Below are 16,346 nucleotides of genomic sequence, written 5' to 3' on the forward strand. Positions count from 1 at the left end.
GTCATCCCGGGCATGCCAAGCTGACCGAGATAGGCCTGATCCTCGACCCCCAGCGCGGGCAGCTGCTGCGCCTCGGCGGCGTCGAGCACCGCTTCCTCGCGCCAGCCAAGCATATGCTGCACCTTGGCGCCGACCGGGAGATCGGGGCTGTTGCTTTCGACCACCTCGCCGATCGCGCCGCCCTGCATCGGCTCGCCCAACGCGAACGGCGGGACGTAGCTTTTCACGTCGTTCATCCGGCCGCGCATATAGGGATCGACCGACAGCCAGCGGTTGGCGACGCGCACCTGCCCCGCGCCGAGCGGCGCCGAAGGCACGTCGATCAACGCGAAATTATCGTCCTCCGGCATTCCCGCCGGGCGTGATTTCAAAGTCCAGGCACGTGCCATCGCTCTCCTCCTCTATCGCCTTGTTCGAAGCGAAGGTATGGTGCGGTGGGCAATAAAAACAAGGGGGCTCGATCGCCTGCGACACGGCCCGCGCGGACAAAGTTCAGATTTGTTGCATGAGGGCGTTGCATCGCCCGACAGAGGCCGCTAATGGCGTCGCTCCCGGCGATGCCGGGGCACCGGGCGGGGCCGTAGCTCAGATGGGAGAGCGCTGCAATCGCACTGCAGAGGTCAGGGGTTCGATTCCCCTCGGCTCCACCACCCGGAACCTTCGAAAATCGCAAACCGCTTCGCTACGCAGGCAATTCTGCTGCCGCTCCGGTGCGCGGCCGCCGGCCGATCCGATCCTTGAGCTTGTTGAAGGGCAGCTCGACCAGGAAATAACTCGCGATTGCCAGGCCGATCGAAACGACGGCTACCGCGGTTACGTACAGCACCCGGTTGTCATCCTGCTGAAACCGGATCGCCGATATGAGCAGCATATAGTGCCAGAGGTACAGGCCGTAGGACAATTTGCCGACGAACACGAAGGGCTTGAACGTGAGGAAAACGCGCGCCCAGCCGTCCACCACCGTGAACTTGATCAGCGCCGCCGATGCCAGCGTCGCGGCGAAGAGCCCGCCAGCCCAGATGAAACTCGCGTCGGCCTTCAGCGCGATATAGCATCCGAACAGGGTCACGATCGCGACATAAGGCATCCACGCGCGATACGGGATCGACTTTTCGACCAACGCCAGAAGGCAGCCGACCAGCAACGCGTCCGCTCGTGTGTCGAAGCCGTTATAGATACGTTGAACCTCTGCACCGTCGACAATCAGGTAGAACCGCCACGCAACGATGATCGAAATCGCCGTGAGCAGCAGACGGATACGCCGCCGTTTGACGACGAAAAGCAGCATCAGCGGCCATAGCAGATAGAATTGCTCCTCGATCGCCAGCGACCATGTGTGACCGAGCGCGCCTTCCTCCCCCAAACCGAATGCGCGGTTGAAGTTCATCGTATAACTACCAGCGAACAACGCCGCTTCCACCGCGCTGTCCAGCTTCGCGGTCAATATCGCGATCACCAGCGATGCCGCCAGCACAAGGGCAAGCGCAGGCGACAGACGCAGAAATCGTTTAAGATAGAAGCGCTGGAGATTCAGCGTCCCGGTGCTGTCCAATTCTTGCACCAGGATCTTCGTGATCAGATATCCGCTGAGTACGAAAAACAGGGTGACGCCCACCCATCCGCCGGGCAAACGCCCCCAGGTGAAATGCGAAGCCATGACGAGCGCCACCGCCACGGCGCGCAAGCCGTCCAGACTTGGGCTGTATCGCATGCTGACCTTTTTGGTTAATCTATACTTAATTTCCCGTGCCGATATTTCGTCGCGCAACGCAACTTCGGAATGGCCGTCGCGTAGCGACTGATCCGTTTTGGGACACATGTCGTCGAGGCGACCCGCGCGACGCGAGAGCGGCGCCACCTCCCTCGCCCCATTGGCGCCGGGTCCGAATGGTCACCAACAGAGCGATGGCGGCGGGTCGCAACGTTTCTTGCACGGTCCGCAGACTGGCAACCGCAAGGCCGATTGCAAGCCGCTCCACGGGCTCCGAATAAGCCGGAAATCGCGCCACCTCGCCTCCGCGGCCGGAGCCGGACAGCGCGTGCAGTAATATCGATGAAGTTTTTTACGTTATGATTGAAGCTGATGGCAAACTGGTTGCCACCTTCCACGGCAGATCATCCGCACCCGATAATCTCACATCGAGTGCAGATGATGCTGGCAGATTCATACAGAGTTTTACAATCGCACCGCGCCGCGGCGCTTTTACGGAAGCTGAAAGCCCGGCGCCTTGAACTGATGCCCCTGCGACATGACGTAGACCACGCGGGTCGACGCCTCGATCTGATCGATCGGATTGCCGTCGAACGCGACGATATCGGCCGATTTCCCCGGCTCGATCGTCCCCGCCTTGGCGGAGATGCCAAGCAGTTCGGCGTTGGTCAGCGTCACCGCGCGCAAGGCCGCGGCCGAGCTCATCCCGCCCTGGCGCACCATCAGCACCATCTCGTCGCCCGGCGTCCCGCCGAAATCGGTGCCGACCGCGAGCGTCACGCCGTTGCGCAACGCGACCTTGACCTGCCGGCCGATCCCGTCGGGCTGCGCCTCGGGCATGCCGAGCACCTTCATGCGGGTATTCTCGCTGATCGGGCGATCGCCCGGCTTGGGGTTGCGCACGCGGCGCAGCACATCTGTCGGCGCTTCGAGCGTCGGCACCAGATAGGTGCCGTGCGCCTTCATCAATTTGGCGCCCTCGTCGTCGAGATAATTGCCGTGCTCGATCGAATCGACACCGGCGCGCACCGCGGCCTTGATCCCCTCGGCGCCGATCGCGTGGGCCATCACCTTGCGCTTCATCAGATGCGCGGCGTCGACGATCGCGTGGAGCTCGGCATCGGTGAATTGCTGGTCGAGCCCGGTATAGCTGTCGTCGACCACGCCCGCGGTATCGATGATCTTGATCTGATCCGCGCCGAGCTGGATCTGCCGCCGCGTCACCTTGGCGCATTCGCCGTCGCCGTCGCACACGCCGCTGGAGAAGGCCGGCGGCTGGAGCGAGGCCTGGAAATTGCCGTTGCGGAAATCGCCGTGCCCGCCCGTGGTGGTGATCGGCGCGCCCGAGGCGAGGATGCGCGGCCCGACCACCAGCCCCTTGTTGATCGCATCGCGCAGCGGGAAGATGATTTCGGGGGTGCCGCCCGCGTCGCGCACGATGGTCGCCCCGCCCATCACCTTCTCGCGCGCGTTGCGCAGTGCCGCGGTCAGATCGCCCGCGCCGACATGGACATGCGCGTCGATTAGCCCGGCCATGACGAATTTGTCGCGCAATTCGACGATCGCGACATTGGCCGCGGTAACGCCGTTGCCGATCGCCTCCGCGCCGACGAAGCCGGGGCGCACCGCCTCGATCCTGTCGTTCTTGACGATGATGCTGGCATCCTTCGCCACCGGCTTGCCGGCCTCGGCCATCAACGTACCGGCGTGGATGATCGTCCAGCGATCGGGGGCCTTCTCCGCCTTGGGCGCGAGCACGCTATCCGCCTGCGCCAGCGCCTGACCCGACACCCCCAGCAGCGCGGCCGCCACGGCCAGCGCAATCGTCTTCGTTTTCATGATCTTCCTCTGTCCCCCAAGTCGTTCAGTTCGGCGTGCCGGTGTCGTCGGAGCCGGTGAGCCCGGTCGGCTTCGAGCCGTCGTCGACCCGCGGCGTCTTGCCCAAGGGCGCGCCCTCGTCGGGCTTGACCGGCGCCAGGTTGTTCGCCCCGCCCAACGCCTTCCAGTTGAGCATTGCGTTATAAAGCATCCGATATTCGCCGAGGTTCTGCCAGCGCCAGATCGGGTTGGTGGCGAACATCACTACCCGCCCAGCGCCGACCGGCATATTGACGATCGCAGGACGGTCCTTGACCTCCTCGGCGCCCTTCATGAATCCGCTCATCACCGATTTCTTCCCGCCCGGGAATTCCATCAGCACATATTGTTTGGCGGTCTTGGGCACGTCGAGCAGCACGTTGCTCGCCCAGCGTACCGGCATCGTTTTTTGCGAATAGCCGTAGAACAAGGGGCTCGCCGGTTGGAGCACATTGGCTTTCACGATCGGGCCTGGGGCGTAGAAATCCTTGCTCACCCCGCCGGCCGACGCGTCGTCGACCAGCCCGAAGCCGCCCGGCACCCCGCTCGCCTTGCCGGTGGTGATGAGCAGCCCGCCCGCCGCAACGAACTTGCGCAGCTCCTCCAGCCCCTCGAGCCCCATTCCGCCGCGGATATCGGGCGATGAGCCGTACATCCCCATCGTCGGGAAATCCTTCGACGCGTCATAGGGCAAGGGCTTGCCCTTCATCGGCAGATCGAACACCACATCCTTCGGCGACCGCCCCTGATCGGGCAGGATGATCACGTCATATTTTGCACGCAGATCACCCGCGCGGACTTGTTCCTTGAAGATCAGGTCATAGGGCGTCTTATACTGATCGAAGGCATAGCGCACCCAGCCGACGCTCTGGGTCGACCCCCAGGTGCTGAACAAGGCGACCCGCGGGATCGGCATGTCGTTGGTCGGCACGCCGGGATCGCCCGGCGCGGCGACCGCGGTGAGGCCGAGTTCCTCGATCAGCGGCTTGAGCTGCCCGCCCGCACTCGCCGGGATCAACAACGACCCCGCCGGCACCTCGCGCCCGCCCGCCTTGAACGGCTTTTCGGCAACGCGCACCGCGACGTCCTTCAGCCGGAAACGCAATTGCGCGAGATTGACCGATCCGGTGTCGAGCACCGCATAGCCCCCCGCCCCCGCGCCACCGATCGCACCGTTGACGACGAAATGGTCGAGCGGCGTCGTCGGCACATCGAGCACGGCCTTGTCGGCGATCTGGACGATATTGGTGTGGGTCATCAGCCCCATCGTCCAGGCCGCATCGTCATAGGTGGTCATGTCGTCGTCGGGATAATTGTCCTGCACCTTGAGCAGGGTCTTGGCGAGCCGGCCGTAGGGCTGGTTGAGCTTGATGACGAGCGACCCCGCCGGATAGCTCTTGTCGGCCAGCTTGATCGCGCCATTGGCCTTGCCGATCTCGATTCCCTGCAGCTGGAGGGTATCGACAACGAACTTCACCCGCGTCGGGTCGCTCTGATTGGCCGGGATGATATAGGCATAGGGTGCCTTGGCCGCGCCTGCCGCGACCCCGTTCGCGCTTTTCTTGTAGAAATTCTCGAGGATCACATCGGGGAAGGTCGAGGCGAGCTGAAGCGCGGTGAGCACCCCGGTTTCCATATAATTGGTGTTGTTGCGCATCGACCATTCCACCTCCTTGTAGGCAGGTGACGGGCGATACCAGTCGCGCGCGGTCTGGTTGCCGCCGCGTGCGCCGGGGCCGACCTCCCCGGTATCGACGTGGCGCAGCATCGTCGTCGCGCCGGCGTTGCCGAACGTTTCGTACATGCGCAGCATGCCGTTATGGTTCGACGCCATGAAGCCGACGTACCCCGGCGACCAGGCGTCGACGAAGCCGTGCGTCCACACCCCCGGCAGCCCCATTTTGGTGAGCTGCGACATTTCGAAATTGGAATAGAACGGCAGCTCGCCGTAAAGGATCGGATCGAGATCGGGGTTCTGCGGCGCCTGTCCGCTGTACGTATAGAGGAACGGCACCGATTCATGCAGTTCGTGCATGATCGGCGGATGCCATTCGAGATAATATTGCATCATTTCCCGCGCGCTCGGGTCTGAGAAATTGATGTCGCGATTATTGTCGTGATAGATGTACTTGCCCCAATAGGGCGTGCTCGCCGGCTTGTTCAGATCGTCCTTTTCGTCGATCAGGTGGCGATAATACCAGTCGCGATAGCGATCGCGCCCGTCCGCCTCGAGCACCGGGGTGAACGCGACGACGAGGTTCTTGCCGATCTGGCGGATTAGCGGACTATCCTCGGTGAGCAGGCGATAGGCCAGTTCCATCACCATTTCGGGCGGGCCGGTCTCGGCCGAGTGCAGCCCCGCGGTGACGTGATAGATCGGCTTTGTCTCGCCGATGATCCGCGTCGCTTCCGCGGGGGTGATGCGCCGCGGGTCGGCCAGTTTGGCTAGGTTCGCCTTATACTGATCGAGCCTGGCGATATTCTCCGCGTCGGAGATCATCACCACGATATTGTCGCGACCCTCGTTGGTCTTGCCGATCTCGATGATCCGCACGCGATCGGGCGCGGCGGCGGCGAGCTTGCGGAAATAGCCGTTAATTTCCGCCTGGCTGTGAAGCACGTTGGGCACGCCGATATGGTGGCCGAAAACCTGCTTGGGCGAGGGAATCGTCGTCGACAGCGGGAGATGATCGACCAGCGGGGTCATGAATTCGGGACGCGTCGTCCATTGCTTCACCGACGCTGCGAAATCGGAATCCATCTGTTGCTTTGGCGCCTGCTGCTGCGCGCCGGCCGCGTTTGCCAGCGACATCGCGACGCCGATCAGCGACGCGCCCGTCAAAACCCGCTTCATCAATTCCCTCCCGTTCGCGCGGACACGGCAGATGCCCGTTCCCGCGCCGACCCCGACATATTCTCATGAGAAACCCGTCGCTTGCGGCGACGGATCACTTCACATGCTAATCGTGCGACATCACACCACCGCGCGCAAGGGTGGATCATCAAATCGTCGCGCCACGCACAATTAGTTGACGAACTTATTGACGAACGCACACATCCTGCTCAATCGCGTGATGGGGACATGAACGCCGCCCTACCCGACCTGGCGACATGCAAGCGATGCGGGCGGGCGGCGACGAGATAAGGGGAACCCGATGACCGACGTTATCCAGCCGCGCCGTGCGATGGGCCATGCGCTGCTTGCCGCCACCTTCCTGAGCGGGCTCGCCGCCCCGGCCTTCGCGCAGAATGCGCAGCCCGTGACCGGCGGCAGCGATGCGGATATCGTCGTCACCGCGCTGAAGCGCGACACGCGCCTGCAGGAAACCCCGATTGCGATCTCGGCGGTGTCGGCGCAGACGATCGCCAATTCGGGCGTGCAGAATATCGCCGACCTGCGCAGCCAGGTGCCGAGCCTCAGCTTCGTCGACGGCGGCCCTTCCAACCGCCGCGTCGTGATCCGCGGCATCCAGGCCACCGGCGAGCCGACCGTCGGCGTCTATTATGACGAAACCCCGGTGACCGGCACGGTGGGCGCGAGCAACGACGCGGGCGGCTCGACCCCCGAGCTTCGCCTGTTCGACGTCGAGCGCGTCGAGGCGCTGCGCGGCCCGCAGGGCACGCTCTACGGCTCGGGCTCGATGGGCGGCACGCTGCGCATCATCTACAAGAAGCCGAGCTACGAACTGGGCGCCGATTTCGACGGCAGCCTCTCCGGCACGCAGCACGGCGGCGCGAACCAGGAAATGAACGGGATGATCAACGTCCCGATCGTCGACCAGAAGGTCGCGCTCCGCGCGGTCGGCTTCTTCAAGCGCAATTCGGGCTATATCGACAACACGTGGCTGCGCGTGAAGGACATCAACGCTGAGGAAAGCTACGGCGGGCGCGTGATGCTGCGCATCCAGCCGGTCGAGCAATGGACGATCGACGCGGCAGCCTATTACAACAAATCGACCACCGACACGCCGACCTGGCTGCTGGAGAGCGGCAAGTACAAGACCGATTCCCGCACCCGGCAGGTCGTGCGCGACGAGGTGAAGCTGTACAGCCTGACGAGCAATTACGATTTCGGGCCGGTCATCGCGACCGGCGTCGTCTCCTATATGGAGCGCAATCTCGTCAGCCAGAGCGATACGTCGCGCTTCATCCAGGGGACCAACACGCTGGCGGGCTATAATGCGCGTTGCTTCACCGCGACCGGCGCGCCCAACGGCTGCACCGATCAGTTCCTCAACCCGATCACCTCGTTCAAGCAATATCAGGCGTTCGTCGCCGGCCAGTCGACCAGCTCGCTCTATCCGCAACAGGATCTGAACGCGCTGACCGCGGAGCTGCGGCTCAGCTCGGCGAGCAAGGGGCCGATCCACTGGACGGTCGGCGGCTTCTATTCGCGCCGCCGCACCAACGTCGCCAACCCGCAGCTCAACGTCAATCCGCTCAACGGCTATGTCATCCCGACCGAGGTCGACACGATCCGCTTCATCTACGATCAGCTCAAGCAGGTCGCGGCGTTCGGCGAGCTTTCGTGGGATCTCACCTCGCGGCTGAACATCACCGGCGGCGTGCGCTATTTCAAATATACCAAGAACGTCGTCGGCCACACCGACGTACCGTCGATCCTCGTCGGCGCGCGGCTCACCCCACCGACCTATCTGTCGTCGAGCGAGGACGGCACGGTGGTGAAGGCCAACGCTTCGTACAAGATCACGCCGGACATCATGTTCTACGCCGAGGCGGCGCAGGGCTTCCGCCCCGGCGGGGTCAATCAGGTGCTCGGGCTGGCGCAGTCGCTGACGCCTTATCGCTCTGACTCGCTGTGGAATTACGAGGCGGGCTTCAAGACCTCGTGGCTCAACCACAAGCTGATCGTCAATCTCGACGCGTTCCGTATCGACTGGACGAACATGCAGGTGACCCAGCGCACCCCGAACGGCGCCTTCTCCTATATCGGCAACGCCGCCGCGGCGCGCGTGCAGGGCGTGGAGTTCGAAACCTCGATCCAGCCGGTCCATGGCCTGAGCATCAACGGCAACGCCACTTATATGACCGCCAAGCTGACCGAGGATCAGCTTGCCGCCAATCTCGCCACCGCGAGCTCCGGCCGCGCGGGGGATCGCATCCCCTATGTGCCGAAATTCACCGCCGGGGTCGGCGCGCAATATACATGGCCGTTGTTCGGCGAGGTCAACGGGCTGGTCCGCGGCGATTTCAGCCACTCCAGCGGCTATTATTCCGATTTCCGGCCGAGCTACGTCTATACGCGCTACATCAACGGCTATGAGCTGGTGAACACGCGTATCGGCATCGAGAAGCCGAACGATTGGGGCGCCTATATCTTCGTCAACAATCTGTTCGATGTGCTGGCGATCTCGCGCGCCTCGTCGAGCGCGATCGGCGTGGGGCTGACCAGCGTCACCTCCGCGCGGCCGCGCACGATCGGGCTCAACCTGCGCAAGACGTTCTGATCCGGTGGGGGGACGGCGGCGACCGCCGTCCCTTTGCCTCGCAATCCGATCATCCCCGCGGCGACGCGGGGATTTTTGTTACGTCCGACTTGTTCGCCGCGCCCGCGTGAGGGAGCACGTCGGACAGTTCGTCCAGCAACTTGCCGGCGAAATCGGGGTGATATCCGGCCCTCCCGATGAAATTCTCCGCGTCTTCGTAGGTGCGGATCGATCGCCGCCGCAGATATTCGAGCCCCTCACCCGTCATTGCCCGATCGCCGACATGATTGCCGATCACGACAAGCCAGATCGCGTCGACCGGATTGAGAATTGACTGAAACCATTTGATTTTATCATGAGCCTCGGCCCATTTCCCGGCAACGAGCAAATTGCCGAACAGCGAATGCGAATACCAATGCTTCAGCCCGGAAATGGCGATCGCCCGGTCCAGAAGATTGCGCGACGCGGCCCAATCGTTGAAAACATAGCCTTCGATCATCGCGACGTGGCTCGACATGAACGGATTGCCGACGCAATAGCGGTTGATCGTTTCCACCGTTTCGGCAAGCCGCTCATGATCGGGCGGAACGGCGCGACGATATTCGCGTAGGCGCGCGACCAACGCGAGGCATTCGGTCGGGTCGATCGCCAGCGCGCGGTTCATCGCCTGCCGATATTCCGCGAGCAGCTTCTCGCGATCGGCCTTGCCGTACAGAGTCTGGTCATAATATCGCAGCTGAACAAAGATCGCATAAGTGCTGTACGTATCGGCAAAAGGCGACTTCTCCTTCATGCTCGCGCGCAGGCACGCCACATCGTCAGCCGGGTTGTCGGTCATCGGGTTGATGAAATGCGAATAACCGTTCACATGGCAGGCATAATCTTGCTTCGCCTGCTGATTTTCCCATTTGCCTCGCAGCATATCCTTGACGAGCGCGCCTTCATGCGACGCGACACGATAAAGGATTTTCGCCATTACGAGCTCGACGTCGCCGCGATCGATCGTGAAGGTCTGCGCCCAATAAGGGTTGGTTTCGGCAGCGCGGTATAGCGCCGCCTGCAGCGAGCGCTCGGAGACCTGCGTAAGTTCGAGCCTGCGCTGCATTGCCGGGCAACTCTTCGGCGCGGCGCCGGTGAGCACCAAAGGATAAGCCTGCAGAATCTTGCTGAAGACACCCTGAAACTGGGTCTCGCGAACCGGCATGAATCCGTTCGACCGCAGCGCCAGCGAAGGCCGAAGACAATGATAATCCTTGGCGGCCTGGAACGGCTTGAAAACGACGATCGACAGCGCCGCGAGCAGCACGAGGGCCAGCCCGGCCAGCGCGAGCCGCCGCGCGGCGAAGAAGGCGCCTAGCGCGGCTTTGCGATCCGCTCTTTCGGGCGCCGCAGCCTCGGCCCTCTTGCTGAAGGTCGGCCGATAGCTGCCCTTGGCGAGGTTGATCACGACGCGCGCCGCCGGATCCGGCTGCGCATGATATTGCGCCAGTGCCTTGCGCAGCCGCAGCATTTCGACACGCACCACGCTGTCGATCGACGGATCGAAATCCTCGCCGCGCTTGAACACGTCGAGCGCGATCGAATAGCCTTTCAGACGATCGCCGCGCCCAGCAAGCTCCTCCTCGACCAGATAATCGAGCAGCAGCGACAGCTTTCCTTCGCCCAAAACCCCTGATTCATGGATGAGGCGCAACGCTTCACGGATATCGCTCGGATCGGGCTGCGCTTCCGCCTCAGCCGGTCTCATCACTCTATACTCCAGATAAATTGAAGTCGGTCACGTCATTTACGTGTAACGCTTTTAACCCCCTCATTTAACGCTTTTTGACAGCTACGAGACGGGGCCGACGCTTCCGCCCCGCGTAGAGTATATGGTGTTGAAATATTCGGACGGATGCGCAGCGCGAGATTAAAATCGCTAATTTTGTTGCTCCTTGGATCGGCGAAATTTGCAGTCATTCTCCGTTCGACTCGGGAGACGATGTCATGAACATGTCAGATGAATTTTCGCTACTCCAGCGCAACGAGCGTCTTTCTGCATTTCTCCGCCTTGGTTTACAGGAAGAGATGTTTCGGCTCAATTATCAGGATATCCATTCACTGATCAACGACCGCACCGCAGCGCGCGAAGCGCTGCTGCGTTGGGGCGGCTCCGATCAGGCTATTCCGTGCGACGTCGAGACGCTGTTCGACGTGGCGGAAACGACCGGGCGGATCGTCGAACTGGGCGGGAAGATCATCGATTGGGCATGCCGCGACGCCGCCAAATGGGCCGATCGCTGCGCCGTGGCGGTCAACGTATCGCCGCACCAGTTGCTCGCGGGCGACTTCGCCGCGCAGACGTTCGACGCGCTCGCGCGACATAATCTGCCCGCCGAGCGTCTTCACCTCGAAATCACCGAAAATGCGATGCTCGTCCCGACGCGCGAGGTGGTCGAGCAATTGCGCCTCCTGCGCCACGCCGGGGTCTCGCTATCGCTCGACGATTTCGGCTCGGGCTATTCCTCGCTGAGGAACCTGCAGCGCTTCTCGTTCGACGCGATCAAGCTCGACCGCTGCTTCGCTTCACACGCGCCCTATGACTACAAAAGCCGCGAAATCCTGTCCGCGGTCGCGGCGCTCGGGGAACGGCTGGGCATTCATATCATCGCCGAAGGGGTCGAGACGCACGAACAGCTCGATCTGGTTCGCGCTGCCGGATTCAGCCACGCGCAGGGCTTTCTCTTCTCGCATCCGCGCGGGCAGGAGGAGGTGCTCGATAATATCGCCCGAGACCGGGCCCGACGCGAGGTGATCCGCAAAGCCGAGATCATCGATACGGAATCATTCAGGCGCAACTGGCGAATATCTGCGGAAGCGAAGGTCATCGTCGGGGGATTCCGCCGCGATGCGCCGCCGAAAGCACCCGCAGCAGCCGACAAGCCTCGGCGGTCAGGCGGCTCAAGACGCAGCGGCGGCCGTCGCCCGCCACCTCTCGATGAATCGGCCCCATCGCCTCCGGCTGGTTGATCAGCGCATTAAGTCGGCGGACCGTAGATGTCGGGAGTCCCCCGTTCGACCTTTGACGAGCTCAGCGTGGAACGGACCTGCCCTTGTCGCGCATAGCCCTCTGCCCGCGCGATATTCTCCCGGTGACTGTCGAGCATCGCGCGCAGATCGGCGTGGAGATCGGCGTCACGCACCCTCGGCATCAGCGCCTCCAGCCGTCGCACCATCCAGGATGGGCCGCGGTTGAGGAATATCAGCCGATCGGGCGGCGGGGTGATGGTGTAGAAGGGATCCGCGTTCCTCGCACTGGCCAGCGCGACCCGCGCGCCGGCGCGTTCCGCCTCGAGCAGCGCGTTGAGCGCGGCGACGATCTCGTCGCGGCCGGCATAGCCCATATAGGCATCGCCGCCCCTCTGCCGCATAACAGACCGGGGATGAAGGCTCGCCGCTCACCGGGCCGGTATAGTGCCTCGGGTCAATCCGCCCAATAAAGCCGCATCGGATTGTCGATCAGCAACTTGCGCTGCGCCGCCGGGTCGGGGGCGATGCGCGGGATCATATCGACCAGCGCGCCGTCGTCGGGGATCGCATCCTGCATATTGGGATGCGGCCAGTCGGTGCCCCACAAGCAGCGATCGGGATAATCGGCAACGAGCGGCGCCACCGCGCGCGCGAAATCGTCCCACGGCGCGCCGGCCGGATCGAGCCGATCGGGGCAGGTCGCCTTGAAATGGATATCGTCGCGCGAGTCGAGCAAGGCGCGAAACGCCCGCATATCGGCGCCGTCGGGCCCCTGTCGCACATCCGGGCGCCCCATATGATCGATCACCAGCGGGACCGGGATCGCATCGAGGAACGGGCGCAGCTCGGCAAGGATATCGGCCTCGAAATAGACCACGACGTGCCACCCCGCGGGCAGTCGCCGCGCCACCTCGAGGAATTTGTCCTTGGGTGCATCGTCGACCAGCCGCTTGAGGAAATTGAAGCGGATGCCGCGAATCCCGCCCTCGTGGAGCGCGGCAAGCTCGCCCTCGCCGATCGCCGGATCGACCACCGCCACCCCGCGCGCCGCGCCGCCCGATTGCGCGATCGCAGCGAGCGTCGCGCGATTGTCAGTGCCGTGGCAGCTCGCCTGGACGATCACGTTGCGCGCGAAGCCGAGCCGGTCGCGCAGCGCGAACAGCATCTCCGGCCCGGCATCCTGCGGCAGATATTTCGCCTTGGCGCTGAACGGAAATTGCGCCGCCGGACCAAAGACATGGCAATGCGCGTCGATCGCCCCGGCGGGCGGGGCATAGCGCGGGCGCGAGGGATCGAGCGTCCAGCTGCGGATGCGCCCTTCGCGATCGATACTCATGCGAATACCTCCCCGTCCATCAGCTTGCGCGCGGTGCGCAGCATTCCCGCCTCGACCGGCGCGCCGCTGTCGTCGACCGAGACCACGCATTCGGTGACCCCGCTCGGGTGTTCGACCCCCAGCGTCTTGTTTTCCCCCGCCGGCACCACCGCCACCGCGGCCGCGGGCGATCCTTCGATCAGACACGCCGTCGCCACGCTTACCGCGCCGAGCACGCCGATCGAGGCATGAACGCGATGCGGGATCAGCGAGCGCACCGCGATCGCGCCGCCTTCCCGCGGGGCGGCGACGAGCATCATCTTGGGCACCGATTTTTCGGTGACGTCACCAAGGTTCATCATCGGCCCGGCCTTGAGCCGGATCGCCTCCACCTTCGCCTTCATCGCCGCATCATTGTCGAGCGTATCGCGATCCTCATATCCGGCCACCCCGACATCGCTGGCGGCGAGCACGACGCACGGCATGCCGTTATCGATCAGCGTACAGGCCAAACCGTCGATTTCGTCCACCCCGTTGCCGGTCGGCAGCAGCGCGCCGCAACTCGATCCGGCGGTATCGCGAAACGCGAGCGGGATCGGTGCGGCGGTGCCCGGCACCCCGCTGATCGCGGCCTCGCCGTGATAGGCGACCCGCCCTTCCGGCGTGCGCACCGTCGCCACCGCGACCTGCCCGGTATTGGCCATATAGATCGCGACGCGGGTCTCCTCGCCCGCCGCCGCGACCAGCCCGCGTTCGATCGCGAAGGGCGCAACCCCGGCGAGCATATTGCCGCAATTCTGGCTGTCGGTGACGATCGGCTGGTCGACGAACACCTGCAGGAACAGATAGTCGACATCGACCCCCGGCCGCGTCGAGCGGGAAACCACCGCGACCTTCGACGTCAGCGGATCGGCGCCCCCCATGCCGTCGATCTGACGCGGATCGGGCGATCCCATCACCCGCAGCAGGAAGGCATCGCGCGCGGCGGCGTCGCTTGGCAGATCGTCGGCGAGGAAGAAGGCGCCCTTCGAGGTGCCGCCGCGCATCCACATGCAGCGGACGCCGGCAAGGTCATTCATAAACCAGCCCCATCGCCGCCAGCTTGCCGCGCATATCGTAGATATCGAGGCCGAGTTCGCCGGCAGCGAGCCGCTTGCGCTTGCCCTCCTCCGCCGCCTCGCGCGCCTGCGCCTTGGCGAGCACCGCCTCGGCCTCCGCATTGCGCACGACGCACACGCCGTCATCGTCGGCGACGATCACGTCGCCCGCCTCGATCGCCGCCCCGGCGCAGACGATCGGGACATTGACCGAGCCGAGCGTCGCCTTGACCGTTCCTTGCGCGAACACCGCGCGCGACCAGACCGGGAAGCCCATCGCGGTGAGATCGCGCACGTCGCGCACCCCGGCGTCGATCACCAGCCCGCGACACCCCCGCGCCATCGCCGAGGTCGCCAGCAGATCGCCGAAATAGCCGTCTTCGCAAGGGCTGGTCGGCGCGAGGACGAGGATATCGCCGGGCTGCAATTGCTCGATCGCGACATGCACCATCCAATTGTCGCCCGGCGGCGCCGAAATGGTGACCGCCGACCCCGCGATGCGCGCGCCCGGATAGATCGGCCGCAAGCGGCTGGCGAGCAGGCCGATGCGCCCTTGCGCCTCGTGCACCGTGGCGACGCCGGCATGCGCCAACCCGTCGATCACCGCGCCGGATGCGCGGGGGATATTGCGAACGACGCGGCCTGCCATTGATGTCTCCTTCGCCACGCACCGTCATGCCGGGCTTGACCCGGCATCCAGAGTCATAAGCGGCGTCGTTCTTGGCTCTGGATGCCGGGTCAGGCCCGACATGACGACTAAGTTGAATATCGGCCAGACCTAGCCGCGCCGCCCCCTCCCCGCCCAATCGAATGCATGTATGGCATATAAGAATTTGATATAGGTCATCCGATGAACCTGCGCCCGTTCGATCTCAACCTGCGCCATTTGCGCGCGCTTTCGGCCGCCGTCGAACAGGGCACGCTCTCCGCCGCGGCGGCGCGCGTCGGGCTCTCGCAACCCGCGTTGACGCAGGGGCTGTCCAAGCTCGAGGCGCAGCTCGGCACGCGATTGTTCGAGCGCCACCCCGGCGGGCTGACCCCGACCAGCGCCGGCGCGGAAATGGCGGCGCGCGCCGCGACCGCCTTCCGGCTGCTGGCCGAGGCGAGCCGCGCGACGACGAACGGCGGGCGTGGTTCCTCCCGCCCCGAGCAATTGATGACCGCGACCCAGCTCGATGCCTTCCTGCGCGTTGCCGACGCCGGAAGCTTCGTCGGCGGCGCGCGCGCCAGCGGCCTCTCGCAACCCGCGCTGCACCGCGCCGCGCGCGAGCTGGAGCAGGTGATCGGGTTGCCGCTGATCGAGCGTCGCGGGCGGGGGGTCGCGCTGACCGCGCACGGCCGCCGTTTTGCGCGCGGCATCCGCCTCGCCGAGCGCGAAATCGCCGCCGGGATCGCCGAGCTGTCCGCCGATCCTGCGGGCACCGGGCGGATCACGATCGGCGCGATGCCGCTGTCGCGCGCTCTGGTGCTGCCGCGCGCGCTGTCGCGCTTCACGCGTCAGGCGCCAGGGGTGACCGTCGAGGTGGTCGAGGGATCGTGGCGCGAATTGGTCGATCCGCTCAGCGACGGGGTGATCGATCTGATGATCGGCGCGCTGCGCGATCCGCCGCCGCCGGGGCTGACCCAGCGCGCCCTGTTCGATGACCGGCTCGCGGTGATCGCGCGCGCCGGGCACCCGCTCGCCGGGGTCGCCGCTCCCGATCGCGCCGCGCTGGCGGCTTATCCCTGGGTCGTGGGCTCGCCGCAAACCCCGCTTCACGCGCATTGGCGCCGGCTGTTCGACGATCACCCGCTGCCCCCCGCGCCGATCGCGTGCGGGTCGGTGATGGTGATCCGCGGCTTGCTCGGCGAAAGCGATCTGCTCACCTTGCTCTCGCCCGATCAGGTCGCGCTGGAGATTGCGGCGGGGG

The 16,346-nt window shown here is 64.5% G+C and carries 11 protein-coding genes, 1 tRNA gene and 1 pseudogene; 4 read left to right on the top strand and 9 right to left on the bottom strand.

Annotated elements, in window-relative coordinates; genetic code table 11:
- A pseudogene (locus BGN95_RS24645) lies at positions 1 to 389 on the bottom strand (NADP-dependent oxidoreductase); the annotation flags it as partial.
- A 185-nt stretch (positions 390 to 574) separates the two neighbouring features.
- Between BGN95_RS24645 and BGN95_RS24650 the strand changes: the two are divergent.
- Positions 575 to 650, top strand: a tRNA-Ala gene (locus BGN95_RS24650).
- Between the two features lie 32 nt (positions 651 to 682).
- Here BGN95_RS24650 and BGN95_RS24655 read toward each other — a convergent pair.
- The 3 genes from BGN95_RS24655 to BGN95_RS24665 form a co-directional block, all read right to left on the bottom strand.
- Positions 683 to 1,858, bottom strand: a complete 1,176-nt coding sequence (locus BGN95_RS24655) for an acyltransferase family protein (RefSeq protein WP_286774337.1) — start codon at positions 1,856 to 1,858, stop codon at positions 683 to 685.
- 345 nt (positions 1,859 to 2,203) lie between these two features.
- Complete coding sequence (locus tag BGN95_RS24660) at positions 2,204 to 3,550, bottom strand: metal-dependent hydrolase family protein (protein ID WP_286774338.1); 1,347 nt, start codon at positions 3,548 to 3,550, stop codon at positions 2,204 to 2,206.
- A gap of 25 nt (positions 3,551 to 3,575) precedes the next feature.
- Positions 3,576 to 6,422: a M14 family zinc carboxypeptidase gene (locus BGN95_RS24665; protein WP_286774339.1), complete on the bottom strand. Its 2,847-nt coding sequence runs from the start codon at positions 6,420 to 6,422 to the stop codon at positions 3,576 to 3,578.
- Between the two features lie 301 nt (positions 6,423 to 6,723).
- Here BGN95_RS24665 and BGN95_RS24670 point away from each other — a divergent pair, with 301 nt between their 5' ends.
- Positions 6,724 to 9,036, top strand: a complete 2,313-nt coding sequence (locus BGN95_RS24670) for a TonB-dependent receptor (protein WP_179511364.1) — start codon at positions 6,724 to 6,726, stop codon at positions 9,034 to 9,036.
- Positions 9,037 to 9,085: 49 nt separating this feature from the next.
- Here the strand turns inward: BGN95_RS24670 and BGN95_RS24675 are convergent, their stop codons facing one another.
- On the bottom strand, positions 9,086 to 10,765 hold the full coding sequence (locus tag BGN95_RS24675) for a hypothetical protein (RefSeq protein ID WP_286774340.1): 1,680 nt from the start codon (positions 10,763 to 10,765) through the stop codon (positions 9,086 to 9,088).
- A gap of 317 nt (positions 10,766 to 11,082) precedes the next feature.
- Here BGN95_RS24675 and BGN95_RS24680 point away from each other — a divergent pair, with 317 nt between their 5' ends.
- On the top strand, positions 11,083 to 12,024 hold the full coding sequence (locus tag BGN95_RS24680) for an EAL domain-containing protein (RefSeq protein ID WP_286774341.1): 942 nt from the start codon (positions 11,083 to 11,085) through the stop codon (positions 12,022 to 12,024).
- 8 nt (positions 12,025 to 12,032) lie between these two features.
- Here BGN95_RS24680 and BGN95_RS24685 read toward each other — a convergent pair whose 3' ends face one another.
- The 4 genes from BGN95_RS24685 to BGN95_RS24700 are packed head-to-tail and all read right to left on the bottom strand — an operon-like array spanning position 12,033 to position 15,085.
- Positions 12,033 to 12,425, bottom strand: a complete 393-nt coding sequence (locus BGN95_RS24685; RefSeq protein ID WP_286774342.1) for a DUF6306 domain-containing protein — start codon at positions 12,423 to 12,425, stop codon at positions 12,033 to 12,035.
- A 53-nt stretch (positions 12,426 to 12,478) separates the two neighbouring features.
- Positions 12,479 to 13,360, bottom strand: a complete 882-nt coding sequence (locus BGN95_RS24690) for an amidohydrolase family protein (protein WP_179511361.1) — start codon at positions 13,358 to 13,360, stop codon at positions 12,479 to 12,481.
- Positions 13,357 to 14,418, bottom strand: a complete 1,062-nt coding sequence (locus BGN95_RS24695) for a 4-oxalomesaconate tautomerase (RefSeq protein ID WP_286774343.1) — start codon at positions 14,416 to 14,418, stop codon at positions 13,357 to 13,359. Before BGN95_RS24695 ends, BGN95_RS24690 begins: the two co-directional genes overlap by 4 nt.
- Positions 14,411 to 15,085, bottom strand: a complete 675-nt coding sequence (locus BGN95_RS24700) for a 4-carboxy-4-hydroxy-2-oxoadipate aldolase/oxaloacetate decarboxylase (protein ID WP_265312866.1) — start codon at positions 15,083 to 15,085, stop codon at positions 14,411 to 14,413. The genes BGN95_RS24695 and BGN95_RS24700 overlap by 8 nt, the downstream gene beginning before the upstream one ends.
- Positions 15,086 to 15,286: 201 nt before the next feature.
- Here BGN95_RS24700 and BGN95_RS24705 point away from each other — a divergent pair.
- The coding region (locus BGN95_RS24705; protein ID WP_286774344.1) for a LysR family transcriptional regulator at positions 15,287 to 16,346 on the top strand (1,060 nt) is incomplete at its 3' end.

Origin of the sequence: Sphingomonas sp. 66-10, from assembly GCF_001897045.1 — a bacterium.
In the GTDB taxonomy this organism is placed as follows: domain Bacteria; phylum Pseudomonadota; class Alphaproteobacteria; order Sphingomonadales; family Sphingomonadaceae; genus Sphingomonas; species Sphingomonas lycopersici.